This window comes from Bradyrhizobium hipponense, assembly GCF_008123965.1.
GTDB lineage: Bacteria > Pseudomonadota > Alphaproteobacteria > Rhizobiales > Xanthobacteraceae > Bradyrhizobium > Bradyrhizobium hipponense.
This window is the reverse complement of record NZ_VSTH01000061.1, coordinates 1-23,889: the sequence shown is the minus strand read 5'-3', so window position 1 is coordinate 23,889 and position 23,889 is coordinate 1. Positions and strand designations below refer to the sequence as shown.

The 23,889-nt window shown below is 64.5% G+C and carries 30 protein-coding genes; 9 read left to right on the top strand and 21 right to left on the bottom strand.

Annotated elements, in window-relative coordinates; genetic code table 11:
- Positions 1–2: 2 nt before the first annotated feature.
- The 3 genes from FXV83_RS20145 to FXV83_RS20135 form a co-directional block, all read right to left on the bottom strand.
- On the bottom strand, positions 3–1,172 hold the full coding sequence (locus tag FXV83_RS20145; RefSeq protein ID WP_148741142.1) for a glycosyltransferase family 2 protein: 1,170 nt from the start codon (positions 1,170–1,172) through the stop codon (positions 3–5).
- Between the two features lie 241 nt (positions 1,173–1,413).
- Positions 1,414–1,611 carry a hypothetical protein gene (locus FXV83_RS20140; protein ID WP_148741141.1) on the bottom strand — a complete coding sequence of 66 codons (198 nt, stop codon included), beginning with the start codon at positions 1,609–1,611 and terminating at the stop codon, positions 1,414–1,416.
- An 87-nt stretch (positions 1,612–1,698) separates the two neighbouring features.
- Positions 1,699–2,079, bottom strand: coding sequence for a hypothetical protein (locus tag FXV83_RS20135; protein ID WP_148741140.1), 381 nt, complete (start codon positions 2,077–2,079; stop codon positions 1,699–1,701).
- 104 nt (positions 2,080–2,183) lie between these two features.
- On the opposite strand from FXV83_RS20135, the gene FXV83_RS20130 reads away from it, so the two are divergent.
- Positions 2,184–3,020 (top strand): DUF72 domain-containing protein, encoded by an 837-nt coding sequence (locus FXV83_RS20130; RefSeq protein ID WP_148741139.1) that lies wholly within the window; start codon positions 2,184–2,186, stop codon positions 3,018–3,020.
- A gap of 167 nt (positions 3,021–3,187) precedes the next feature.
- Positions 3,188–3,661, top strand: a complete 474-nt coding sequence (locus FXV83_RS20125; RefSeq protein ID WP_148741138.1) for a DUF488 domain-containing protein — start codon at positions 3,188–3,190, stop codon at positions 3,659–3,661.
- Between the two features lie 119 nt (positions 3,662–3,780).
- Here the strand turns inward: FXV83_RS20125 and FXV83_RS20120 are convergent, their stop codons facing one another.
- The 6 genes from FXV83_RS20120 to FXV83_RS20095 form a co-directional block, all read right to left on the bottom strand.
- Positions 3,781–4,695, bottom strand: a complete 915-nt coding sequence (locus tag FXV83_RS20120; protein WP_148741137.1) for a PhzF family phenazine biosynthesis protein — start codon at positions 4,693–4,695, stop codon at positions 3,781–3,783.
- Positions 4,696–4,806: 111 nt separating this feature from the next.
- Positions 4,807–6,114, bottom strand: a complete 1,308-nt coding sequence (locus tag FXV83_RS20115; RefSeq protein WP_148741136.1) for an adenylate/guanylate cyclase domain-containing protein — start codon at positions 6,112–6,114, stop codon at positions 4,807–4,809.
- Positions 6,115–6,144: 30 nt separating this feature from the next.
- Positions 6,145–7,308, bottom strand: a complete 1,164-nt coding sequence (locus FXV83_RS20110) for an ABC transporter permease (RefSeq protein ID WP_148741135.1) — start codon at positions 7,306–7,308, stop codon at positions 6,145–6,147.
- Positions 7,305–8,243 (bottom strand): ABC transporter ATP-binding protein, encoded by a 939-nt coding sequence (locus FXV83_RS20105; RefSeq protein WP_148741134.1) that lies wholly within the window; start codon positions 8,241–8,243, stop codon positions 7,305–7,307. The genes FXV83_RS20110 and FXV83_RS20105 overlap by 4 nt, the downstream gene beginning before the upstream one ends.
- Complete coding sequence (locus tag FXV83_RS20100; protein ID WP_148741156.1) at positions 8,240–8,998, bottom strand: HlyD family secretion protein; 759 nt, start codon at positions 8,996–8,998, stop codon at positions 8,240–8,242. Before FXV83_RS20100 ends, FXV83_RS20105 begins: the two co-directional genes overlap by 4 nt.
- Positions 8,999–9,225: 227 nt before the next feature.
- Entirely contained in the window at positions 9,226–9,921 is a 696-nt protein-coding gene (locus FXV83_RS20095) for a TetR/AcrR family transcriptional regulator (RefSeq protein WP_148741133.1), read from the bottom strand.
- Positions 9,922–10,020: 99 nt separating this feature from the next.
- Here FXV83_RS20095 and FXV83_RS20090 point away from each other — a divergent pair, with 99 nt between their 5' ends.
- From FXV83_RS20090 to FXV83_RS20080, 3 genes are read left to right on the top strand one after another with little or no spacing between them, the layout of a single operon-like run.
- Positions 10,021–10,356: an ArsR/SmtB family transcription factor gene (locus tag FXV83_RS20090; RefSeq protein WP_148741132.1), complete on the top strand. Its 336-nt coding sequence runs from the start codon at positions 10,021–10,023 to the stop codon at positions 10,354–10,356.
- Positions 10,353–10,817, top strand: a complete 465-nt coding sequence (locus FXV83_RS20085) for an SRPBCC family protein (RefSeq protein ID WP_148741131.1) — start codon at positions 10,353–10,355, stop codon at positions 10,815–10,817. Before FXV83_RS20090 ends, FXV83_RS20085 begins: the two co-directional genes overlap by 4 nt.
- Before the next feature lie 14 nt (positions 10,818–10,831).
- Complete coding sequence (locus FXV83_RS20080; protein ID WP_148741155.1) at positions 10,832–11,245, top strand: GFA family protein; 414 nt, start codon at positions 10,832–10,834, stop codon at positions 11,243–11,245.
- A gap of 40 nt (positions 11,246–11,285) precedes the next feature.
- Here the strand turns inward: FXV83_RS20080 and FXV83_RS20075 are convergent, their stop codons facing one another.
- Both FXV83_RS20075 and FXV83_RS20070 read right to left on the bottom strand, forming a co-directional pair.
- Entirely contained in the window at positions 11,286–11,696 is a 411-nt protein-coding gene (locus FXV83_RS20075; RefSeq protein WP_187436025.1) for a DUF2000 family protein, read from the bottom strand.
- 165 nt (positions 11,697–11,861) lie between these two features.
- Complete coding sequence (locus FXV83_RS20070; protein WP_148741129.1) at positions 11,862–12,251, bottom strand: DUF4189 domain-containing protein; 390 nt, start codon at positions 12,249–12,251, stop codon at positions 11,862–11,864.
- Between the two features lie 196 nt (positions 12,252–12,447).
- Here FXV83_RS20070 and FXV83_RS20065 point away from each other — a divergent pair, with 196 nt between their 5' ends.
- A complete protein-coding gene (locus FXV83_RS20065) occupies positions 12,448–13,137 on the top strand; it encodes an aspartate/glutamate racemase family protein (RefSeq protein WP_148741128.1) in 690 nt (229 codons plus the stop codon).
- A gap of 18 nt (positions 13,138–13,155) precedes the next feature.
- Here FXV83_RS20065 and FXV83_RS20060 read toward each other — a convergent pair whose 3' ends face one another.
- The 9 genes from FXV83_RS20060 to FXV83_RS20020 all read right to left on the bottom strand — a co-directional run bounded on the left by FXV83_RS20060 (position 13,156) and on the right by FXV83_RS20020 (position 20,360).
- Complete coding sequence (locus FXV83_RS20060) at positions 13,156–13,455, bottom strand: hypothetical protein (RefSeq protein WP_210250741.1); 300 nt, start codon at positions 13,453–13,455, stop codon at positions 13,156–13,158.
- A gap of 2 nt (positions 13,456–13,457) precedes the next feature.
- Positions 13,458–15,062, bottom strand: a complete 1,605-nt coding sequence (locus FXV83_RS20055; RefSeq protein WP_148741127.1) for an NTP transferase domain-containing protein — start codon at positions 15,060–15,062, stop codon at positions 13,458–13,460.
- Positions 15,059–15,760 carry an XdhC family protein gene (locus FXV83_RS20050; protein WP_148741126.1) on the bottom strand — a complete coding sequence of 234 codons (702 nt, stop codon included), beginning with the start codon at positions 15,758–15,760 and terminating at the stop codon, positions 15,059–15,061. Before FXV83_RS20050 ends, FXV83_RS20055 begins: the two co-directional genes overlap by 4 nt.
- 2 nt (positions 15,761–15,762) lie before the next feature.
- Entirely contained in the window at positions 15,763–16,086 is a 324-nt protein-coding gene (locus FXV83_RS20045; protein WP_007602422.1) for an XdhC family protein, read from the bottom strand.
- A 10-nt stretch (positions 16,087–16,096) separates the two neighbouring features.
- Positions 16,097–17,299, bottom strand: a complete 1,203-nt coding sequence (locus tag FXV83_RS20040; protein WP_148741125.1) for a vWA domain-containing protein — start codon at positions 17,297–17,299, stop codon at positions 16,097–16,099.
- Positions 17,300–17,445: 146 nt separating this feature from the next.
- Positions 17,446–18,369 (bottom strand): AAA family ATPase, encoded by a 924-nt coding sequence (locus FXV83_RS20035; protein WP_148741124.1) that lies wholly within the window; start codon positions 18,367–18,369, stop codon positions 17,446–17,448.
- A 65-nt stretch (positions 18,370–18,434) separates the two neighbouring features.
- Entirely contained in the window at positions 18,435–19,241 is an 807-nt protein-coding gene (locus tag FXV83_RS20030) for an FAD binding domain-containing protein (protein WP_148741123.1), read from the bottom strand.
- Between the two features lie 36 nt (positions 19,242–19,277).
- Positions 19,278–19,763 carry a (2Fe-2S)-binding protein gene (locus FXV83_RS20025; RefSeq protein ID WP_148741122.1) on the bottom strand — a complete coding sequence of 162 codons (486 nt, stop codon included), beginning with the start codon at positions 19,761–19,763 and terminating at the stop codon, positions 19,278–19,280.
- A gap of 150 nt (positions 19,764–19,913) precedes the next feature.
- Positions 19,914–20,360: an SRPBCC family protein gene (locus FXV83_RS20020; protein ID WP_148741121.1), complete on the bottom strand. Its 447-nt coding sequence runs from the start codon at positions 20,358–20,360 to the stop codon at positions 19,914–19,916.
- A gap of 169 nt (positions 20,361–20,529) precedes the next feature.
- Between FXV83_RS20020 and FXV83_RS20015 the strand changes: the two genes are divergently transcribed.
- The 3 genes from FXV83_RS20015 to FXV83_RS20005 all read left to right on the top strand — a co-directional run bounded on the left by FXV83_RS20015 (position 20,530) and on the right by FXV83_RS20005 (position 23,198).
- Positions 20,530–21,885: a 3-carboxy-cis,cis-muconate cycloisomerase gene (locus FXV83_RS20015; RefSeq protein ID WP_148741120.1), complete on the top strand. Its 1,356-nt coding sequence runs from the start codon at positions 20,530–20,532 to the stop codon at positions 21,883–21,885.
- 36 nt (positions 21,886–21,921) lie between these two features.
- Positions 21,922–22,704: a 3-oxoadipate enol-lactonase gene (gene pcaD, locus FXV83_RS20010; protein ID WP_148741119.1), complete on the top strand. Its 783-nt coding sequence runs from the start codon at positions 21,922–21,924 to the stop codon at positions 22,702–22,704.
- 101 nt (positions 22,705–22,805) lie between these two features.
- Positions 22,806–23,198 (top strand): carboxymuconolactone decarboxylase family protein, encoded by a 393-nt coding sequence (locus tag FXV83_RS20005; protein ID WP_148741118.1) that lies wholly within the window; start codon positions 22,806–22,808, stop codon positions 23,196–23,198.
- Here the strand turns inward: FXV83_RS20005 and FXV83_RS20000 are convergent.
- Positions 23,160–23,684 (bottom strand): hypothetical protein, encoded by a 525-nt coding sequence (locus FXV83_RS20000; RefSeq protein WP_148741117.1) that lies wholly within the window; start codon positions 23,682–23,684, stop codon positions 23,160–23,162. The two genes, FXV83_RS20005 and FXV83_RS20000, sit on opposite strands and share 39 nt — an antisense overlap.
- Between the last annotated feature and the right edge of the window lie 205 nt (positions 23,685–23,889).

The window sequence follows — 23,889 nt, the reverse complement described above, 5'->3', positions numbered from 1 at the left end:
CGCTATTTCTTGCGCCAGACGAACAGTCCGGACATCGCGTAATTCCACACCACGCCCATCAGCGCACCGGCCATGCCGGCCAGCCACCAGATCGGCTCTTGGTCATAGACCGAGAAGGCGACACCGACATTGGCGAGCAGACCGACGCTGCACACGATATAGAAGGCGATCAGGCCACGCAGGAGCGCAAAGCCCTTCAGCCGCTGATCACGATAGGTGAGGAAGTTGTTGAGGATGAAGTTGCTGGTCATGGCAACAATGGCGCCAGAGGCCTGCGCCTCGGCGAACGGCACCTTGAACAGCCGAAGCGCGATGAACAGCGTGGTGAGATGCACCACGAGACCGATGCCGCCGACCATTGCGAACAGCAGGAAGCGAAGCGAGACGGCATCGTTGGTAAACTTCGCCAGCACCAGGCCGAGAAAGTCCAGCGCGACCATGGAATCGAGCTTGCTCTCGCCGTGCTGGCGCTGGCCGAACGTGTAGGGAACTTCGACGGCGCGCAAGTTGCCGTTCGCGCTGGCGACGAGGTCGAGCAGGATCTTGAAGCCGTGCACGGAAAGCTTTGGCGCCAGTTGCTCGAAACGATCGGCGCGAACCATGAAGAAGCCGCTCATGGGATCGGCGATCTCGACCCGCAGCATCTTCTTTGCCACTTCGGTCGCGAGCGCACTGGCGCCGGCGCGCTGCTTGTTGAAACCTTGGCTCTTGTAGCCTTCAATATAGCGGCTGCCGACGACGAGATCGGCCTGCCCGCTCGCGAGCAGCGACAGCATCTTCGGCAGTTGCGTCTCGTCATGCTGGAGATCGGCGTCGATCACCGCAGCATAGGGCGCGCTCGAGGCCAGGATGCCCTCGATGCAGGCGCCCGACAGGCCGCGGCGGCCGATGCGGCGGATGCAGCGCACGCGACTGTCGCGCTGGGCCAGCGCCCGCACCACGTCCCAGGTACCGTCGGGTGAATTGTCGTCGACGAACACGACCTCCCACGCGATGCCCGAAAGCACCGCCTCCAGCCGCCGGTACAGCACCGTGACGTTGTCGCGCTCGTTGAAGGTCGGGACAACGACCGACAATTCCGCCGACCGCGAAGCCGTACCGCGGGCGTGATCGTGGGCCTTATCTTGGGCCTGCCGCGGATTTTCGGAGCCCGATCTGATCGCTTCATTCATGACGGCAGCGTATATCCGCCGCGTCCTGCGATGCCAAGCCGGGGTTTTTCCGAGGAGAGGCTTAAAAGGGTGCCCAAAATGCCAACGACCCCGGAACGGCGGACCGCGCGTACATCCGGCGCAGCCCAAGCTATTCCAAGGTCGTTCCGGCAACGGAGATTGTTACTCAACGTTGCCGTTAAACAACAAATGGGAACGACTAAGATGCTTTGCAAGGGCTCCCAAGGGTCTTTTTCGAGCCCTATTGATTTGGGACTTCCCGGATCACCGGGCCTCGCGGCGCGGGCGCGGTGGGGGCCGTGGCTGCCGGGGCCGGTTCGACCTTTGCCGGCCTGGCGGGCTTGCCGTATTGGCCGATCGGTCCGAACACGACCGCGACCGCAAGCACGACCGCCGCGACGATCGCGCCAAAAATGCCACCAACCGACTCAGACGACATAGGAGCCCGTCCCTGTTCCAGATGAGCCCAGTGATACCATGGATCAACGCGCGGCCGGAAGGGCTCCGACCACAACAGTTGATGGCGCTACTTCTGCGGCTGCCTGTGCTTGACGAAGGCGGTCACGATATCTTTCTGCGCGGACGCGACCGCCCTGTTCGCGGTCGCGAGATGAGCGCCGGAATCGATCGCCGGATATTGCGTGGTCAGATAGTCGAGCAGCGCCACGCGATAGTATTGCCGCTCCGACGGACAGGCACCGGCGACCGAGCGGCCGAAATCCTGCTCTGAGAGGCCCTGATTGCTGTCGCGCGAATATTCCCGCGCCAGACAGTGCCAGTAATCGTCGCGGCCCTGCATGGCGAGCTTCTGGGCGCCCTTCGCATCGTCATCCTCAGCCACGACCGAAGATATCATGGCAGCAGATGTCATCATGACGAGTGCTGCGCCCACGATCAGCATCCGCATCTTGTTCTCCTTTTTCGCAGATCCCGCCGCGAAGCTTAGACGGCACGCCGTAACTGGCCAATCACATCTGGTTTGATTAGGATGATGCCCTCCCCTCCTCGTCGATGCGAGATCCTCCCGTGGCCAAAGCAAAAACCGCGTCAAAAAAATCCGGCAACATCTTTATCGGCGTCGGCGGCTGGACCTTCGAGCCCTGGCGCGGCGTGTTCTATCCGGAGAAGCTGACGCAGGCCAAGGAGCTGTCCTATGCCGCGTCGAAGCTGACCTCGATCGAGATCAACGGCACCTATTACGGCTCGCAGAAGCCGGAGAGTTTTCGCAAATGGGCCAGCGAAGTGCCGGAGGGCTTTGTGTTCTCGGTGAAGGGCCCGCGCTTTGCGACCAACCGCCGGGTGCTGGCCGAAGCCGGCGATTCCATCAAACGGTTCTATGATTCCGGTGTGCTGGAACTCGGCGACCATCTCGGCCCGGTGCTCTGGCAGTTCGCGCCGACCAAGAAATTCGACGGCGCCGATTTCGGCAAGTTCCTTGAGCTGTTGCCGCGCAAGCTCGAGGGACGCGCGCTGCGCCATGTGGTAGAGGTCCGCCACGACAGTTTTTGCACGCCGGACTTCGTCGCTTTGATCCGCGAGTTCGAGACGCCGGTGGTGTTCGCCGAGCACGGCAAATATCCGGCCATCGCCGATGTCGCCGGCGATTTCGTCTATGCCCGGCTGCAGAAGGGCAACGACGAGATCAAGACCTGCTATCCGCCGAAAGAGCTCGACGCCTGGAGCAAGCGCTTTCAGGCCTGGGCCGAGGGTGGTGAACCCGACGACCTGCCGAAGGTTGACACGGCCAAACCGAAGAAGCAGCCGCGCGACGTGTTTGCCTACGTCATCCACGAGGGCAAGGTCCGTGCGCCCGCCGGCGCCATGGAACTGATCGCGCGGGTGAGCTGAGCAGGGCCGTCGCTTATGACATTCCGAGTTAGAAGCACCAAAGCCTCCACGCGTCGTGGCCGGGCTTGTCCCGGCCATCCACGACTTGCCGCGCGGCACGAAGAACGTGGATGCCCGGGACAAGCCCGGGCATGACGACCTCTCGGGTCGTGAGCTGAGGATGTCCCATGGCAAAAGCAAAGAAGCTCTTCACTATCGGTTACGAGCAGACGCCGCCCACGGCGGTGCTGGACGAGCTGGAGCAGGCCGGTGTCAAGCTCGTGGTCGACGTGCGCGCGGTGACCTCGTCGCGCCGTCCGGGCTTCTCCAAGAAGCAGCTCGCCGCGGGCCTGGATGAGCGCGGCATCGGCTATGTGCATCTCGCCGCGCTCGGCACGCCGAGGGAAGGCCGCCTCGCCGCGCGCAGCGGGAAATACGACGCGCTGGAGAAGATCTATTCAAAACACCTGGAGACGCCGCAGGCCAGGGAAGAGATGGATGAGCTCTCCGCGCTGGTGAAGAAGGCCGGACCTGTGTGCCTGCTCTGCTATGAGCGCGACCACACGCACTGCCATCGCCAGATGATCGCGGAGGTGATCGAGGAGCGGGATGGGGTCACGGTGAAGAATCTGGCGGCCCCCGTCATTCCGGGGCGCGCATAGCGCGAGCCCGGAATCCATCGAGCCGCAGAGCTGGTGGATGAATGGATTCCGGGCTCGCGACTTCGTCGCGCCCCGGAATGACGACTGGGGAGAGAGCGCGCCCCGACAAGGCGATCGCCCTACCCCTCCCCCGCGAGCCGGAACGTCCCATCCATCATCTGCACGCATTGCCCGCCGACATGCGCCGAAACGATCTTGCCGTCCTGCTTGCGCACGCGGGTCAGGAGCAGGCTCGGCCGGCCCATGTCAAAGCCTTGGCCAACCGTCAGCTTCAACTCGCCATCCCGCGCGGGATCAAGATCGGCAAACAGCGCGGCCGCGGCGACCGTTGCGCTGCCGGTGGCAGGATCCTCCACGAGGCCGCTGGCGCCGCGCATGAACATCCGCGCCTGCCGCTCGCAAGGCGCCTCCGCCGCCGGCACGTCGCGCGTGTAGAACCACGCCGAGAACGCGCCGTCGCGCGGAAATGTCCGAGCGAAGGCCGCCGCGTCGGGCCTCGCGCGCTTGAGCGCATCGCGCGAATGCAGCTCTATTACCAGAAACGGCGTTCCGACGCCGACGATCTGGGGCTCGTGACGGTCGACCTTGATGTCCTCTGCACTGAGCGAGATGCAGCTCGCAGCATCAGCGGCAGACAATTGCGACAGGCGAGACAGCGGCTGCGGCGCGGTGAGCTCGGTGCTGACCACCCGGCCCCGCTCCCGCAGGATATCGACCGGCACCAGCCCAGCCCTTTCCTCGAAGAGGAGGCGCGGCTTCGACTCTTTCGCTATCGAGGCCAGCACGAAGGCGGTGCCGACATTGGGGTGGCCCGCGAAGGGCAGCTCCCTCACCGGCGTGAAGATGCGCACCTCGGCATCATTGGCCTTGTCACGCGGCGGCAGCACGAAGGTCGTCTCGGAATAGTTGAATTCGGTTGCGATCGCCTGCATCTGTGCGGTCGACAGCCCGCCGGCATCTAGCACCACAGCGAGCTGGTTGCCGCCAAAGGCGCGGTCGGTGAACACATCGACGGTGACGTAGCGGCGCTGCATCTTTCATTCCTCACGCAATCGCAGCCGCGACCGGCTGCATCGCCGGCATGTTAGGAGATGCCGACGGCCGCCGTCATGCTCCAAAATTCGGAGCACTCGGTGCAATCCGCATTATCCGAGTTGAAACACCGCGACCTTCCGCTCGTAGCCACGCACCTCGACCTCGCCGAGCGCAACGGCGTCATCGCCGTCATCGCCGAGCGCTTCGCGCACGGAAGCGGAAATCAGAAGTTGCGAGCCGAACTCCTTGTTCAGCGCCTCCAGCCGCGAGGCAAAGTTCACGGTGTCGCCGATCACCGTGTACTCCTTGCGGCGTGGCGAGCCGATATTGCCGGCGACGACCTCGCCGAAATGGATGCCGATGCCGATCTTGAGCGGCCAGCTTGTGTGCGCATTGATGCGGTCCATCGCGGTCAGCATCTCGCGGCCTGCAGAGGCCGCACGATGCGCGGCGTCGGACGCCTCCAGCGGCGCGCCGAACAGCGCCAGGAAGCCGTCGCCGAGAAACTTGTTCACGATGCCGCCGTGGCGGTCGAGGATGTCGACCAGCACCGCAAAGGCGCCGTCGAGGCGATCGACGACCTCCTGCGGGGTGCGCGACTGCGCGCCTGCGGTGAAGCCGCGGAAATCGACGAACATCACGGCGACGCGGCGAAGGTCGCCGGCCGCGCTCGTGCCCTCCGCCATCAGCCGCTCCACCACCTGCGGCGAGACGTGCTGGCCGAACAGGTTCGTCACCCGGTCCCGCGCGGTGGCTGCCGCAATGCTCGCGGCAAATTGCCGCCGCAACCGCGCGCCGACGGCGCCCGCGAGCACGCCGCAGATCAGGATGATGGTGCTGCGCACCGCGTGAAAGTAGATCAGGGGTTCGCCGGCGTCGCTAGCCGAATTGTAATACAGCGCGACGGCCAACAGTTCGGCTGCGGCCACAAATCCCGTGAAGGTGGACAGCCAGAAATCGAGCCGCAGCGTCGAAAGAATGACGAAAATGAAATAGACCAGTGGCAGCACGAAACCGAGCGCCTGGCTCGCGCCCATGCTGCGAATCTGAAGGATCAGGATGATCGTCGGCAGCGACGTTTCGATGAGGGCGCCGATATAGCGCCTGATCACCGGCAGGTCGCGATCGAGCTTGAGGTTTCGCCTGATCTGGCGGTGGACCCAAACCTCGAAGAGGATGAAGCCCGTCAAGAGGATGTATTCGTGGACGAGGCCCTCCGTCCCGCGCCAGACCCGGTTCACGAGAGCAGGGTCGATCAGGTAGGTTGCGGTGAGGAACAAGATCATGACGCAGCCAGTGATGATCAGTGTCCGCACGCGCAACAGCTCGGTGCGCAGCACCTCCCGCGTCAGCTCGCGCTCGAAATCGTCCGACAAAACAGCATGCTGCCGGGTTTTCCTGCTCGCAAAGCTGATCATCCCACCCCCTTGATTCAGGAGCATCTTGCCTCAATCCAGCGTGCGGCGGAAGCGCGTCACGGCGATGATCATGGCGACCAGCATCAGGGCGGCCAGCGCCAGCGCATCGAAGCGCATGTTCTGCATGGTCGCGCCTTTCAGCATGATGGCACGGACGATGCGCAGGTAGTGCGTCAACGGCAGGCATTCGCCGACATATTGCGCCCAGGCCGGCATGCCCGCGAACGGGAACATGAAGCCGGACAGCAGAATGCTCGGCAGGAAGAACATCATCGACATCTGCATGGCCTGGAGCTGGTTCTGCACCACCGTCGAGATCGTGTAGCCGATCGACAGATTGGTGGTGATGAACAGCGTCGACAGCAGCGCCAGCAGGAACAGATTGCCGAGCACGGGCACGCCGAAAAGGCCGACGCCGATACCGATGATGAGAAACGCCTGGACGAACCCGACCAGCACGTAGGGGATGATCTTGCCAAACATCACCTCGACCGGCTTGATCGGCATCGACAGCAGGCTCTCCATGGTGCCGCGCTCGACCTCGCGCGTCACCGAGAGCGCGGTGAAGATCAGCATGGTCATGGTGAGGATGGTGCCGACGAGGCCGGGCACGATGTTGAGGCTCGAGACTGCGGCCGGATTGTAGCGGGCATGCGCGCGAATCTCGAACGGCATCTCCGGGGGATTGCCGATATAGAGATCGTGCTTGAGCGCGGTCTGCACGATCGTGCCGAGCGAGCCAAGCGCGGAGCTCGCGGCCACCGGATCGGTCGCATCGGCCGCGACCAGCAGCGCCGGTCTGTCGCCGCGCCGCACCGCCCGCTCGAAGCCGCGCGGGATCTCGACCCCGAACAGCACCTTGCCGGATTTCAGCAAATTGTCGAAATCGTCGACGTCGTGCACCTCGTAGATGAAGCGGAAATAGGCGGTGTTCTCCAGCGCCTTCAGCACCGAGCGGGCGAGATCGCTGTCCTCCTGCAGCAGCACCGCGCTCGGCAGATTGTGCGGCGTGGTGTTGATGGCATAGCCGAACAGCATGAGCTGCATCACCGGCAGCATCACGATCATTGCAAAGGAGACACGGTCGCGCTTGAGCTGGATGAACTCCTTGACCAGCATCGCGTAGGAGCGCCGCAGGAAGCCGAAGCGCTCGCTTATCTCGCGTTCAGGGGTGTGATCAACGACCGTACTCATTGGAAATTGTCCCTGGAGCGCCCCATCAGCTCGATGAACACGTCTTCCAGCGATGGGGACGATTTCTGCCAGTGCAGGCCGCTTTTGTCACGCCATGGCGCGATACTGGCTTCGAGCGCGGCGACGTCGCGGCCGGACACATGCAGCGAGGTGCCGAACGGCGCCACCATGTCGACTCCGGGCTTGCCGGGGAGCTCGGCTGCGAGCCCGTTCAGGTCCTCTCCCGTCACCGTGTAGGTCGTCAGCGCGGATTTGGCGATCACCTCCTCGACGGTGCCGTGCGCGAGCAGATGGCCGTAGGCGATATAGGCGATCTCGTGGCAGCGCTCGGCCTCGTCCATGTAATGGGTCGAGACCAGCACGGTGAGGCCATCGGCTGCGAGCGCGTGGATCTCGTTCCAGAAGTCGCGCCGCGCCTTGGGATCGACGCCGGCGGTCGGCTCGTCCAGCAGCAGCAACTTCGGATTGGGCAGCGTGCAGGCCCCAAGCGCCAGCCGCTGCTTCCAGCCGCCGGAGAGCTCGCCCGCAAGCTGCTCCTCGCGCCCCGAAAGCCCGAGCCGCTCGATCATGTCCCGCGCAGCACCACGGGCATCGCGCAGGCCGTAGAGCCGTGCGACGAATTCCAGGTTCTCGCGCACCGAGAGGTCCTGGTACAGGCTGAAGCGTTGGGTCATGTAGCCGACCTGGCGCTTGATCTTTTCGGCGTCGCGGCGAATGTCGTAGCCGAGGCACGTGCCCTCGCCGCTGTCGGGCGTCAGCAGGCCGCAGAGGATGCGGATGGTGGTGGTCTTGCCCGAGCCGTTCGGCCCGAGGAAGCCGTAGATCGAGCCGCGCTTCACCTGCATCGACAAATCGTGCACGACCTCGCGGCCGCCGAACGATTTGGTCAGGCCCTTGACGTCGATCGCAATGCCGTTGCCGGTTGTCCCGTTCATCGCTTGTCCGCCACCGGAGTTTTGGGATTGAGATAAACATTGATGGGCTGGCCGACTCGCAAGGCGTCGGGCCGCGACGGGCGCGCCTGGATCAGGTAGACGAGCTTGTTGCGCTCATCGAGGCTGTAGATCACCGGCGGGGTGTATTCGGCCGTGGTCGCGATAAAGTAGATCTTTGCGGTGAGATCGGCGGCGCAATTGTCGCAAGCAACCCGCACCGTGTCGCCGATCGCGAGCTTGGGCAGCTCGCTCTCCGGCACGAAGAAGCGCAGCTTCATGTTGCCGGGTGGCATGATCGAGAGCACCGGCCGCTGCGCCGCCACCATCTCGCCCTCGCGGAAATAGATCTGCTGGATGGTGCCGGCGACCGGCGCAAAACCTTTGCGCCGCGCCAGCCGCGTCTGCGACGTCGCCACCCGCGCCTCGGCAACGCGCAGGGCGGACACCGCGGAATCAAGATTGGCCTGGGTGCCGGAGCCGGTCTTGCTGAGCGAGGCGGCGCGATCATAGGTCTGCTGCGCGTTGGCGAGCGTCGCCTTGTTCTGGTTGAGATCGGCGAGCTGGAGATCGTCATCGACGGAATAGAGGGGATCGCCGACCTTGACCTCATCGCCCTCGCGAACGCTGAGCTTCGTCACCCGACCGGCCTCGTCCGGACTGACGAAGATCATGTCGGCCTCGACCCAGCCCTGGAAGCCGGGATCGCGCTTCTCGTTGCAGCCTGCGAGTCCGATTGCGAGTGCGACGGCTGCGATCGCGCAAAGTCGCGCCTGACGTACGAACTGAATCGCTTGTGGTAACCAATGCTGCTGTCGAACCCTCACCCTGAGGAGCCGCCAACGGGTCCGCGCGTAGCGCGGCCCGATGACAGGCTCCGCTGCGTCTCGAAGGGCGAGGGGCAACAGCCGGGCTTTCATCCTTCGAGACGCGCGTTCCGCGCTCCTCAGGATGAGGGCGAAATGGAAAATTGCTTGCGACGACGTCATGTCGTCCTCCGTTCGCCAAAAATCAAATCAAGATGAACGCGCAGCATCTCCTGCGCATCGAGCGGCGCATGCCGCGCAAACAGGCTCTGCCAGATCACCGCCACCATCGCAGGGGCGACCATGATCTGCGGGAAGCGCGCGAGGTTCTTCTCGCGGATCTCGCCGCGGGCGATGCCGAGCTCGATCAGCGCACGCATGCCGGCGATCCCGCGCGAGACCACCTCGCGATAATAGAAATCGGCAACGGCCGGAAAGCGCGGCCCCTCCGCCACGATCAGCCGCACCAGATCGCCGCGACGGGTATTCGCGACTTCCTTGAGGAAGTTGCGGGCAAAGGCCTCGACGAGGTCACGCACCGAGCCGGTCGGCGGCGGCAGAGCCGTCAGCCGCTCCACCACCGGCACCATCACGATGCGGACGAGCTCCTCGAACATGGATTCCTTGTCCTTGAAGTGCAGGTAGATCGTGCCCTTCGCCACGCCCGCGCGCTTTGCGATGTCGTCGAGCCGGGTCGCCGCGAATCCGCGCGCGATGAACTCCTCCAGCGCCGCCTCCACGATGGCCGCCCGCCGCTCCGCCGCGCGCGCGGCGCGGTTCGAAGCGGGCGTGGCCGGCTCGCCTCCGGCTTCGGGCGCACGGCGCCTGACGCTGGTTGCCGACGCTATGGCGGCCTTGGTCGGGTTTCTCGTCATGTTTTATTTATGACTGACTGGTCAGTCATTGTCAAGTTTGACGTCGAATCAGACAAATTAGTGTTGACTAATGCATTAGTATCTACTAATCGATATCCCATGATCGAAGTCGTCCCAAACCCCGTCACCACCGTGATGCGCGCCCTTGCCGATCCGACCCGCCGCGCCGTTCTCGAGCGCGTCTTCGAGAGCAAGGAAATCACCGTCGGCGAGCTGACTATTGGCAGCGGCGTGACCCAGGGCGCGATTTCGCAGCACCTGAAATCGCTGAAGCAGGCCGGCCTCGTCGCCGAGCGCGCCGAAGGCCGCAACGTCTATTACCGCGCCGCGCCTCAAGGGCTCGAGCCCCTGGTCGCCTGGATGGACCACTACGGCGTGTTCTGGCGCGAGCGCTTCCAGAATCTGCGTGAGCTCTTGAAGGAGATCGATCCGTGAGTGCTGCCGAATTGAAAGCCGAGACACAGGACATCGTTCTGGACGAGGTCCTCCCCCACGCCACCGCGACGGTCTGGAAGGCGCTCACAAGCGCCCAGTTGATCGCGCGCTGGCTGATGCCGCCGACCGGCTTCGAGGCCGTCGAAGGCAAGACCTTCACGTTTCAAATCAAGCCCGCCGGGGCTTGGGACGGCGTGATCCATTGCAAGGTGTTGGAAGTCGTGCCGAACCGGCGCCTCGCCTATGCCTGGAAGAGCGGGCACGAAGGCAATACCGGCTATGGCGCGCTGCTCGACACCGTCGTCACCTGGTCCCTCACCTCGGTCGAAGCTGGCACCCATCTTTCTCTGGTGCATTCCGGCTTCGTGACGCCGAGGAACGAGCTGGCCTACCGCAACATGAGCGAAGGCTGGGCCAAAATCCTGCGCCAGCTCGATGCCGTCAGCGGAGAAATCAAATGAGCGGGAGCATGACAATGGAGAAGCCCTATACCGGCGGCTGCGCCTGCGGCGCAGTCCGCTACCAGATCTCAGCCGAGCCGGTATTCAGCAATGATTGCCAATGCCGGGATTGCCAGCACGAAAGCGGCACCGGCCACGGCTCGCACATGACGTTTCCCCGCGCCGGCGTGGCGGTGACGGGCGAGGCCAAGCACTGGGACATGACCGCGGACAGCGGCAATGTGAAGACGCGCGCCTTCTGCCCGAATTGCGGAGCGCCGGTCTACATGACGTTTTCCGCCATGCCCGACATCTTCACCATCCGCGCCGCAAGCCTCGACGATCCTTCCCGCTACAAGCCGCAGGTGGTGACTTACGCTGCGCGCAGCCACGCCTGGGATCAGCTCGATCCAAGCCTGCCGAAATTCGGGGGCATGCCACCGGCGTGACGCGATTGAAGTTTTTGCCCGTGCCATGCGGGCAAAAGCTTCAGCTATGAAACTTCAAGCCGTCCACGATCTTGTCGATCACCTTGCGCTCCGCGCGCATCGCCAGACCGACGAGATTGAGATCGGAACGCGGCACCGCCCTCACCGCCTCGCGATTGGCGGCATCATGCGTGGTCTTGAACATGTCTTCGGTGTAGACCGCCAGCTTGACGTTGCGCGTGAGCGCCCGATCAAGGGCGCGCGACAGCGCGGGACCATCGGCACCGTAGATCAGGATCGGCTCGCCGATCAGCGCGTGATATTTTGTACTCGTGGCGTCCTCATAGGGCTCGCCGATGCATTCCGGAAAGGCCGCGGCGATGCCGCTGGTGAGAAAGGACGCGACGTTAAGCTTCTGCCAGACCTGAAGATCGGAGCGGATCACGACCGCGATCTTGGTGTCGAACTGCATGTTGTTCCTCAGCTGTCATTCGGGGGCGCGCCTTGGCGCCCACTATGGTGCGCAATTGCGCACCTGAGAATCCATCGGGCCGCAGAGTTGGCGGAGAAATGGATTCCGGGTTCGATGCTACGCATCGCCCCGGAATGACGGCAAGAGGAATTAGCCCTTCAGGAATCAGCCCTTCGCGTCGCAGGCCCAGGCGCGGATCACGCATTCCTTGCCGCCATACTTGTAGCATTCGCGCGTGGCGGCATTGAGCGTGGCCGAGATCTTCGGCTTCACGGCGTAGCCATAGGCGCCGCAGGGATTGGCGAGATCGACCGACATGGCAGCGCAGGCGCGCTTCATGGTCACGGTGGTGCAATCGCCCTTGCACTGCTTCTGTGCCGCAGTGCGCGCCTCGTGCTCGGCACCATAGTCGTAGGCTTGGCCGTAGGCGCCGCACTTGCCGACCGCGAAGGCCCCGGCGGCGTGCGCGTCCGTGACGTGGCGAGCGCCGGCGACACAAATCGACAGCGCAAAGAAAAACATCGCGCAACGGCGCGCGACGACATTCGTAACCATGGAAATCCCCTCCCCCCAAGGCAGGTGGAGGGAACTCTAAGCGGTGGTCGTTTCCAGATGGTGAACGCGTGATTGAAAAGCCGCGCCGGGCGCACCGAAGGGCCAAAAAGCGACATTCGACGCTCATCCCTATCGCGATAGCGCACTTCGACGTCTTCACTTACAATCCGGTTCAACCGTTTTCGGAGGCACCGGGATGCAAACTATCGGCCTGATCGGGGGCATGAGCTGGGAGAGCACCGCCCTTTACTACAAGCTCATCAACGAGCGGGTCCGCGATCGCATGGGGCAGCTTCATTCGGCTCCACTGTTGATGTATTCGTACGACTTTCAAGAGATCAAGGACATGCAGTATGCCGGCCGCTGGGGCGAAGCGGCGGCCAGCCTGACGGACGTCGCGCTGCGTCTCGAATGCGCCGGGGCGCGCGCGATCGTCTTGTGCACGAACACGATGCACAAGCTTGCGTCCGACATCATATCGAAGCTGACCGTTCCGTTCATTCACATCGGTGACGCAACCGCGCAACGAATTCGAGCTCGCGGATATCGGCGGGTCGGGCTCCTCGGCACGAAGTTCACGATGGAGGAAGACTTCTACGTCGACCGGCTGCGCGCGCACGGTCTCGATGTCCTCATTCCTCCCGCCGACGCGCAGGCTGATGTGAACCGCATCATCTACGAGGAGTTGTGCCTGGGCATTGTCGCCGTTGGCTCTCGCGACCGCTACAACGAAGTGATGGCAGCGCTCGTCGCCCAGGGAGCGGAGTGCATCATCCTTGGCTGCACCGAGATCACGATGCTGATCGGCCCGGCCGACACATCCGTCGAGACCTTCGACACAACGGCAATTCACGCAGAGACGGCGGCCGATTTCGCAATCGGATGATTGCGCGCGCCAGGGCCATCAAGGGACGTTCGCCATCGAAAGCAATTCCAGCTTCGCAGACGATTTTTCCAACAACCGGACTTGCGTTATCCGCCGAGGGTCATTCCGATAGTTCTCAAAGTCCGCGTCGGATGCGAAGCTGATGATGTGCATCTCTATGGTGCCATCCGGATTCCGAAGTCGACGCTCCAAACGCCCGTTAAACTCGGGCAATAGCGGCAATACGGCATCCTCATAGGCTCGAAAGTCCTCAATACCCTCGGCAGGTATTCGGACGATGAGCACGAACGTTACGAGGTTCGATTGACCGGCGGCCACCGCTATCCTCGCCGCGCCGCTTCCAGAGCCTGCGGCGTGTCGATGTCGAGGAAGGCGCTCTCGCCGTCGACGGGCACTTCGGCGACGGCTTCCGCATGCTTGGCGATCAGGTGACGCGCGCCGACATCGCCCTCGATCGTCATCAGCTCCGGGAAGAAGCGGCGCGACCACAGCACGGGATTGCCGCGGCGGCCTTCGCTGACGGGCACGACAATGAGATTGCCGCGGTCGGGGGCGAAACCGTCGATGAGACGGTCGATCAGGCCGGCATCCATCAGCGGCATGTCGCCGAGGCAGACCACGGCGCCATCGTAGCTGTCTGGGACGGCCGCGATGCCGGCCTTGACCGAGCTCGCGATGCCGCCGGTGAAATCCGGATTGCGGACGAATTTGACCTTCAATTCCGCAAGCGCCTGTTCGACCAGATCGGCCTGATGACCGGTCACGACGATCACTTCGGAGGCTTTCGAGGCGAGCGCCTGCTCGGTCGCGATCCGCACCAGCTTTTTGCCGTCGAACTCGGCCAACAACTTGTTGGGGCCGCCCATCCGGGCCGAGCGCCCGGCCGCGAGCACGATGGCCGCGACCTGGCTGTTGCCCTCAATCTCCGGCTTGGCGCGCGGCTGCGGGCGGGTGACGATCTCCATCAGCAGGCCGCCGACGCCCATGCCCATCAGCTCGGAACGTGTCACCTCGATGCCGGCCAGGAGGCGCATCAGCACCCAGTCGAAACCGTTCTCGACCGGCGAGCGCGCGCAGCCCGGGGCGCCCAGCACCGGCACGCCGCCGGCCCGCGCAATCAGAAGCAGATTGCCGGGATCGACCGGCATGCCGAAATGCTCGATCTCGCCGCCGATCCCGGTGACCGCGGCCGGAATCACGTCGCGGCGGTCGGCGATCGCCGACGCCCCGAACACGATCACGAGCTCGGCGCCAAGCGCAAGCAGCTCCTTGATCGCAGCCGATAGCGCCCGCTCCTCATGTGCGACGCGCCGCTCCGCGATGATGCCGGCACCGGCCGGCGCGAGCCGCTCGGCGGTGACGCGCAGCGTCTTATCGATCACCTTGGAGGACAGCCCCGGCAGCAGCGTCGAAACCACGCCGACGCGCTTGATCACGTATGGCGCGATCTTCAAGACGTCCCTGCCCGCGGCCTTCACCGCCGCATCGCGCAAGCCTTCTTCAATGCCGAACGGGATGATCTTGACGGTGCCGACCATCTCGCCCTCGACCACCGGCTTGTAGGCAGCGAGCGTCGCAAAGGTGATGGCCTCGTCGATGTTGTTGATGCGGTCGACCGCGGCGCGGTCGATCACCAGCACGCCGGGGCGCGCGGCGAACAGATTGGCGCGGCCGGTGAAGGCGCGCTCGACATGGATGCCTTCGCCGCCGACGGCCAGCGCGATGCTGGAGGCGGCGACATCCTCGGAGACGTCGCCCGCCTCCATCCGCACCACGACGATGTCCTTGATGCCGGCACGTTCCAGCGCCTCGACCTCCGCGGACCCGATCGTCGTGCCCTTCTTCAGAACCAGCGGTCCCTGGCGCAGGGTGTGGACGGTCACCCCGCCGATCGCATCCCTGGGGCTCGCCGGGCCGAATTTCATGCTGCTTCTTCTTTTTGTTTGGGAGGCAGGCGAAGCACCGCCGTGATCTCGGCCATGATCGCCACCGCGATCTCGGACGGCGAGACGGCGCCGATCGCTAGCCCAATCGGCGCGTGAATGCGCGCGATGTCGCTTTCCGTCGCGCCCTGCGCCCGCAGCCGGTCGCCGCGCTTGGCGTGCGTCTTGCGCGAGCCGAGCGCACCGATATAGAAGCAGCGGCGCTCGAAGGCGTGCAGCAGCGCGGGATCGTCGATCTTCGGATCGTGCGTCACCGCGACGAACGCCGTGTAGGGATCGACATTGAGCGGCGGCAGCGCGATCTCGGGCCATTCGGCGACGAGCGGAATGTCGGGGAAGCGCTCGGGACTGGCAAAGGCCGTCCGCGGATCAACCACGGTGACGTCGTAGCCGAGCGAGCGCGCAAGGGGCGCCAAGGCCTGGCTGATATGGACAGCGCCGACTATGACCAGCTTCGCCGTCGGCGCGTAGACGTTGAGGAAGAGCTTCTTGCCGCCGGCCTCGACGTTGGCGCTCTTGCCCATGCGCAGCTGTTTCTCAAGCTCGGCGCCCAGCGGGTCCCTGGCAAAATCCCTGGCCTTCACCAGCCGCTGCTCACCGCTCTCGGTATCAGTGACCAGAATGACCGGCCGCCGCGCGGCGCGCTCGGCATTGAGTTCGTGCAGGATCTCGAGCTTCACGGCTAACCGACCTTCTCGACGAAGACGCGGATGGTGCCGCCGCAGGACAGCCCGACATTCCAGGCGGTCTCATCGGCCACGCCGAACTCCAGCATCCTCGGCTTGCCGCTCTGGATCACGTCCATGGCCTCGGTGACCACGGCGCCCTCGACGCAGCCCCCGGAGACGGAGCCGAGGAATGTACCTTCGTCGTTGATGACCAAGCTCGAGCCCGCCGGGCGCGGCGCCGAGCCCCAGGTCTCCACGACCGTTGCCAGCGCGACGCCACGGCCGGCCTTCTGCCAGTCCTCCGCCGCCTTCAGGATATCCTCGTCGCGATCGAGCATGGCCTACCTCTCAAGCTGCGGAGCGGATCAGGCTGCGGTGGTGCGGCGGCAGCGGCCGGGAGAGCGTGCTGATCAGCTCCTGGATCGAACTCAAATTATGTACCGGGCGGAATTCGTCAACGTGCGGGAGCATCATTTTGATGCCCTGCGCCTTGGCCTCGAAGCCGCCGAACCGCAACAACGGGTTGAGCCAGATCAGCCGCCGGCAGGAGCGGTGCAGCCGATCCATCTCGAAAGCCAGCCTGGAATCGGCCTCCCGTTCCAGGCCGTCGGAGATCAGCAGCACGATGGCGCCCTGGCTCAGCACGCGCCGGGCCCACAATTTGTTGAAGTTGTGCAGCGAGGCCGAGATCCGCGTGCCGCCGGCCCAGTCCTCCACCGCCGCCGAGCAGCTGGCCAGCGCCTCGTCGGGATCGCGCTGGCGCAGCGCGCGGGTGACGTTGGTCAGCCGGGTGCCGAACAGGAACACCGAGACGCGCTTGCGGGCATCGCCGATGGCATGGAGGAAGTGCAGGAACAGCCGGGTATACTCGCTCATCGAGCCCGAGATATCGAGCAGCGCCACGATCGGCGCCGGCTTCTCGATGCGGCCGAGGCGATGGATGTCGATGATGTCGCCGCCGGTGTGGAGCGAGGCGCGCAGCGTGCGGCGCAGGTCGAGGCGCAGGCCCCGCGGATCGGGCCGGTGCCGGCGCGTCAGCAGCTCGGCCTGCGGCAGCCGCATCCTGTCGATGGCCCGCAGCGCCTCCGTGATCTCGGCCGCGCTCATCTGCGCGAAGTCTTTCTTCTGAAGGATTTCCTTGTCGGAGACCGACAGGCGCAAATCCTGCTCCTGATGCTGCTGCGTCTCCGTCATTCGCGGCTGCGACAGCGCCTCCTGCACCCGACGCGAGGCGGCCGGCGGCTTCTTCTTGGCGCTATCCGGCAGCGGTACCGAATCCAGCATGTGCTTCCACTCTTCCGACGCACGGAAGAACAGGTTGAAGGCCTGCTTGAAGATCAGCGCATGCTCGTGGCGCTTGACGAAGATCGCCTCGAGCGTGGCGAAGACGTCGGCCCGGGTGCCGATGTCGATCACCTGGAGCGCATTCACGGCATCGATGACCGCGCCCGGCCCGACCGGCATGCCGGCCGCGCGTAGCGCGCGGGCGAAGCCGACGATATTGTCGGCGAATTGCTCGGTTTGCTCAGGTGCAAGATGGTTGATGGCCATGGTTCAGCTGCCTCTGCCGTCATTCCGGGGCACGCGAAGCGTGAACTACGATGCGCAATTGCGCATCGGAGAATCCATTGCCCCACGTCTCCGCAGCCCGATGGATTCCGGACTCGCGCTACGCGCGCCCCGGAATGACAATGAGATCAATTCTCGCTCGTCGCTTCCTTCAGCACCTTCTGCAAGGCATCGCCCTGCATCCGCGTGATGTCGTCCTGGTACTTGAGCAGCGCGCCCAGCGTATCGCCGACCACTTGCGGGGTCAGCGAGCGGGCATCGAGCTCGGACAAAGCGGTCGCCCAGTCGATGGTCTCGGCGACGCCCGGCGACTTGTAGAAATCCTGGTTGCGCAGCGCCTGGACGAAGCGCACCACCTGCTGCGACAGCTTGGCGGAGATGCCGGGCACGCGCGTCTTGACGATCGCGAGCTCGCGCTCGGCGGCGGGATAGTCGACCCAGTGATAGAGACAGCGCCGTTTCAGCGCGTCGTGGATCTCGCGGGTGCGGTTGGAAGTGATGATGACGATCGGCGGATGCGGCGCCTTGACGGTGCCGAATTCCGGGATCGTCACCTGGAAGTCGCTGAGGATTTCCAGGAGATACGCCTCGAAGGCTTCGTCGGCACGGTCGAGCTCGTCGATCAGGAGCACCGGCGGGCCCGCAACATCAGGCTCCAGCGCCTGCAACAACGGCCGCTTGATCAGGAAGCGGTCGGCGAAAATATCCGACGACAACTGGTCGCGATCGGTGTCGCCGGCAGCCTCGGCCATCCGGATCGCGATCATCTGCGAGGCGCTGTTCCACTCGTAGACGGACGAGGAGACGTCGAGGCCCTCATAGCATTGCAGGCGGATCAGCTTCCGCCCCAGCGCCGCCGACAGCACCTTTGCGATCTCGGTCTTGCCGACCCCGGCCTCGCCTTCGAGGAACAGCGGCCGGCCCATGCGCAGCGACAGATACGTCACCGTCGCGAGCGACCGCTCGGCAAGGTAGGCGCGCGATGTCAAAAGTTCGAGCATCGCATCGACCGATGCCGGCAAAGCACCGGAAGATTTGGTCGCTGAAGTCATGAATGGCTAGTCTCGCTTATGCCCTTACCGGGGGCAGGTATCGGGCCGGATTGATTCCGGCCAGCTCATTCCTTGGCGTTGGCGGCCTCAACGGCGCGCCGCGTCAGCACGCCGATGAGATGCGCGCGATATTCGGCGCTGCCGTGGATGTCGCTGTTCAGCCCCTCCGCCGGCACCTCGATGCCGTCCAGCGCCTTCGCGGCGAAGCGCTTCTTCAGGGCCTCCTCGAACGCGGTGACGCGGAACACGCCCTCGGAGCCGGCACCGGTGACGGCGACGCGCACGTCCGACGGACGCCGCGCCACGAACACACCCACCAGCGCATAGCGCGAAGCCTGGTTGCGGAATTTGATGTAGGCCGCCTTCTTCGGCAGCGGGAACATCACCTTGGTGATGATCTCGTCGGCCTCCAGCGCGGTCGAGAACAAGCCCTGGAAATACTCTTCGGCCTTGAGGCGGCGCTTGTTGGTGACGATGGTCGCGCCGAGCGCGAGCACGGCAGCCGGATAATCCGCGGTCGGGTCGTTGTTGGCGAGCGAGCCGCCGATCGTGCCCTTATGCCGCACGGCGGGGTCGCCGATTCCGCCGGCAAGATTTGCAAGTGCCGGGATCGCCTCGCCGACGATAGCAGAGCTTGCGACCTCGGCGTGCCTGGCGGTGGCGCCAATCACGAGCGAGCGGCCCTTCATCTCGATCGCGTCGAGGCCCTCGATGTGGGACAGATCGACCAGATGCGGCGGGCTTGCCAGCCGCTGCTTCATGACCGGAATCAGCGTATGGCCGCCGGCGATCAACTTGGCGTCTTCGTTCTTCACCAGGAGATTGGCCGCCTGCCGCACGGTCCCGGGGCGATGATACTTGAATTCGTACATGAGGGTGTCCTGATCGCGGGATGCGCGCGTGTCGGGTTAGGCGAGATCGGATTTCGCCATCGCCTTCGCGCCGGCGGCGATCGAGGCGACGATGTTCTGATAGCCGGTGCAGCGGCAGAGATTGCCTTCCAGCTCCTCGCGGATGGTGTGGTCGTCGAGCTCGTGGCCCTTGCGATGCACGATGTCGATCGCCGTCATGATCATGCCCGGCGTGCAGAAGCCGCACTGGAGGCCGTGATGCTCGCGGAAAGCCTCCTGCATCGGATGCAGCGGCGCACCGTCGGCGGCCAGCCCCTCGATGGTCTTGACCTCGTGGCCATCGGCCATCACGGCAAGCGTGGTGCAGGATTTCACGGCCTTGCCGTCGACATGCACGACGCAGGCGCCGCACTGCGAGGTGTCGCAGCCGACATGGGTCCCGGTCAGCCGCTGATTCTCGCGCAGGAATTGCACCAGCAGCGTCCGCGGGTCGACATTGGCGGTTACAGGATTGCCGTTCACGATGAGGGAGATTTTTGCCATAAGCACTCTCTATCAGCGCCCCAACGGGTCCCGTCGAAGCGGTTCTTATAGTTATTCCAACCTATCATATGGGCCAATATGCCCGGGGGCAACATTGCCCGGGGCGCAAGGCGCCATGACAAAAGGCGATATGTGAAAGGTGATGGGCCTCTAGCCCTGCACCGCCTTGGCGAAGTTCGCGAAAAATTCGTCGGCCAGTTTCTTGGCGGTGCCATTGATCAGGCGCTGGCCAAGCTGCGCCAACTTGCCGCCGATCTGCGCCTCGACGTCATAGGCGAGCAGCGTGCCGCCATCCTTCTCGGACAGCTTGACGACCGCGCCGCCTTTGGCGAAGCCGGCCACCCCGCCCTCGCCTTCACCGGAGATCTTGTAGCCGTTCGGCGGATCGAGATCGCTGAGCATGACCTTGCCCTTGAAGCGCGCCGACACCGGACCGACCTTCATTTTGGCCACCGCGCGGAAACCGCCGTCGTCGGTCCGCTCCAGCTCCTCGCAGCCGGGTATGCAGACCTTCAGCACTTCGGGATCGTTCAGTTTGGCCCACACGGCCTCGCGCGGCGCCCCAAGCTGGACTTCGCCGTTCATTGTCATGGCCATGGGGCGCCTCCCGGATCGCGTAACTATAATGCTGCTGAAGTAACGCACGGACGCCGCAAAGGAAAGGGCGATGCTGGCCAAGTGCAATGCATATTCGCAACTGCAAAATGCTTGCGTGCGCGCTTTGGGATTGGCAGAGGCGGGCCATGGTGGTTAGGTCGCGCGCAACATGAGCACATCCCTGTCCCCCCTGCTCGCGCCAATGCTGTCGAGCGCGGCCATGCGCGCGGTCTGCGACGACCGCACTACACTCCAGAACATGCTCGATTTTGAGGCAGCCTTGGCGCGCGCCGAAGCCGCCACCGGTGTGATTCCGGCAAGCGCGCTCGGCCCGATCGAAGCCGCCTGCAAGGCAGACGCTATCGACATGACCGCGCTGGCGGAGGCCGCGACGCGCTCGGGCAATCTGGCGATTCCCCTGGTCAAGACGCTGACCGCCAATGTCGCCAAGGCGGATGCGGACGCTGCGCGCTATGTGCATTGGGGCGCCACCAGCCAGGACGTCATCGATACCGCCACCATGCTCAGCTTGCGCGCCGGCATCGATGCATTGGACGCCGACCTCAGCCGCGCCATCAAGGGGTTTGCCGCGCTGGCGCGGACGCATCGCAACACGGCGATGGTGGCGCGGACCTGGCTGCAGCATGCGCTGCCGATGCCGTTCGGACTGAAGGCCGCCGAATATGCCGCGAGCCTCGCCCGCTCCCGCTGCCGCCTGCGGCGGCTGCGCCGCGAAGGCCTCGCGCTGCAATTCGGCGGCGCCGCCGGTACGCTCGCGGCGCTCGGCGAAAAGGGGCTCGCGGTCTCGGAGCGGCTCGCGCTGGAACTGAATCTGCCGCCGCCTGAAGCGCCCTGGCACACCCATCGCGACCGGATCGCAGAAGCGGCCTCAAGCTTTGCAATTCTCGCCGGAAGCTGCGGCAAGATCGCCCGCGACGTCTCGCTGATGATGCAGACCGATGTCGCGGAAGCCTTCGAGCCGGCCGGCGAAGGCCGCGGCGGCTCCTCGACCATGCCGCACAAGCGCAACCCGGTCGCCGCCGCGAGCGCGCTCGGTGCCGCGACCATGGCCCCGCAGCTCGCTGCGACGATCTTTGCAGCGCAGGTGCAGGATCACGAGCGCAGCGCCGGTCCGTGGCATGCGGAGTGGCCGACACTGCCGCAATTGATGCTGGTTACCTCGGGCGCGCTCGCCGCGATCGTCGACATCGCCGAGGGCCTCGAGGTCGATGCCGCGCGCATGCGCGGCAACCTTGAAGCGACGCACGGCCTGATCATGGCCGAAGCGGTGTCGATGGCCCTGGCCGAGAAAGTCGGCAAGAGCGATGCTCATCACCTCGTTGAAGCCGCAAGCAAGCGCGCGGTCGCCGAGAAGAAGCATCTGCGCGAGGTGCTCACGGCCGATTCGCAGATCACCGCGCATCTTACGCCCCAGAAAATTGCGGCATTGTTCGAGCCGATGGCCTATCAAGGGGCTTCCCAAGCCCTGATCGACCGGCTGCTCGACAGTCTCGAGCGCGAATAGAGCGGCCCAAAGCGTAAATAAAGCGGAGACGCCAGCATGCCCATGATCGATGCCGACGGTTGCCTGATCAACGTCTCCGTCGAGGGCCGCGACGGCGGGCCGACCCTGATGCTCTCCAACTCGCTCGGCTGCACGCTTCAGATGTGGGAGCCGCAGATAAAGGCGTTGACGCAGGTGTTCCGCGTCATCCGCTACGATCGCCGCGGCCATGGCAAGTCGAACGTGCCGCCCGGCCCCTATTCGATGGAGCGCTTCGGCCGCGATGTGCTCGCGATTCTCGACGATCTCAACATCGAGAAGGTGCATTGGTGCGGCCTGTCGATGGGCGGCATGGTCGGGCAATGGCTGGGGGCGAATGCGCCGGAGCGGTTCGGCAAAATCATCCTCGCCAACACCTCCTGCTACTATCCGGACCCGACCAACTGGCACAATCGCATCAAGGCGGTGAAGGAGGGCGGCATCGCCGCCGTGGCCGACGCCGTGATCGCCGGCTGGCTGACGGCCGATTTCCGCGAGCGCGAGCCTGAGATCACCGCCAAGTTGAAAGCGATGCTGCTTGCCTCGCCTGTTGAAGGCTATCTCGCCTGCTGCGAGGCGCTGTCGACGCTCGACCAGCGCGAGCTGCTGCCGCGGATCAAGAGTCCGACCCTGGTGATCGCAGGTCGTCACGACATGGCGACACCGATCTCGGCGGGCGAATTGATCCGCTCGAAAATTCCCGGCGCGAGCATGACCATCATCGACGCCGCCCATATTTCCAATGTCGAGCAGCCGCACGCCTTCACCGATGCGGTGGTCGGCTTTTTGACGCAACGCTAGCCGCAACCGTCATTGCGAGCGTAGCGAAGCAATCCAGACTGTCTCCGCGGAAGGATTCTGGATTGCTTCGCTTCGCTCGCAATGATGCGGAGGAGGATAGAATGGACGACGACAAGCGCCGCGATACCGGCATGAATGTGCGGCGAAAAGTGCTGGGCAATGCCTGGGTCGACAAGTCGATCGCGGGCCGCAATGCGTTCAACACCGACTTCCAGGACATGATCACGCGCTACGCCTGGGGCGAGATCTGGACCCGGCCGCATTTCGATGAGCGCACGCGCCGGGTGCTGGTGATCGGTACCATGGTCGCGCTTGGGCAATGGGACGAATTCCGCCTGCATGTGCGCGCGGCGCTCGCCGAGGGCGGTTTCACTCCCGACGACATCAAGGAGATCTTGCTACAGCAGGCGATCTATTGCGGGGTGCCTGCGGCGAACCACGCCGTCAAGGAAGCCTCAGCGATTGTGCAGGAGCTCGGCCTGCTCGAGGGCTAGCGGCGCTGCGGCCTCGGCGGTCTTCGGTGTCGCCTCCGGCCGTTCGATCACGATCACGATCGCAGCACCGAGCAGCAGAAGGAGTTCGGTGGCATGCAGTCGCAGCGCGGCCATCTCGCCGACCTTCGACGCCATCACCATGCTGGCGAACGAGATCAGGCTGCCGATCGCAAGCGCGATGCCGAGCGCCTCGTCGCTGCCGCCGCTCTTGCGGGCACGGGGAATGCAAAGAAGGGTGAGGTAGATCGCGAAGAACGCCACAACCGTCAGCCGTCCCAGCGCGAGCAGCCAGGCGGCACGCACCGTGCTCATCCCCGCCATCTGGAGATGATCGCTCAGGAACAGCGCCACGGCCACAGTCGGCCGCTCGTAGAGGCCGTGCACCGGCGCCACCATGATGTTGAAGGCGACGAGGGTCCAGGCCGGGATGAAATAAGCCGCCACCAGCGCGCCGTTCACCGAGCCGATCCGCCAATTCCTGAACATGCCGCATCCCGCATTGTTTGCCCGAAGCCTTCGACGGAAGGCACCGGCTTTGCGGGGAGCTAACTCGCATCGGACTGTGGCGGCAATTTAAACCCTTTGTTTACCTTAATCGCCCCGGCAGCCGGCGCGGCCAAGGAAAAAGGCCCCGCCCCCCGGGCGGAGCCCTCCCTACTCCTCGGCTCCCAAACTAGGTCAGCGTTTTCTT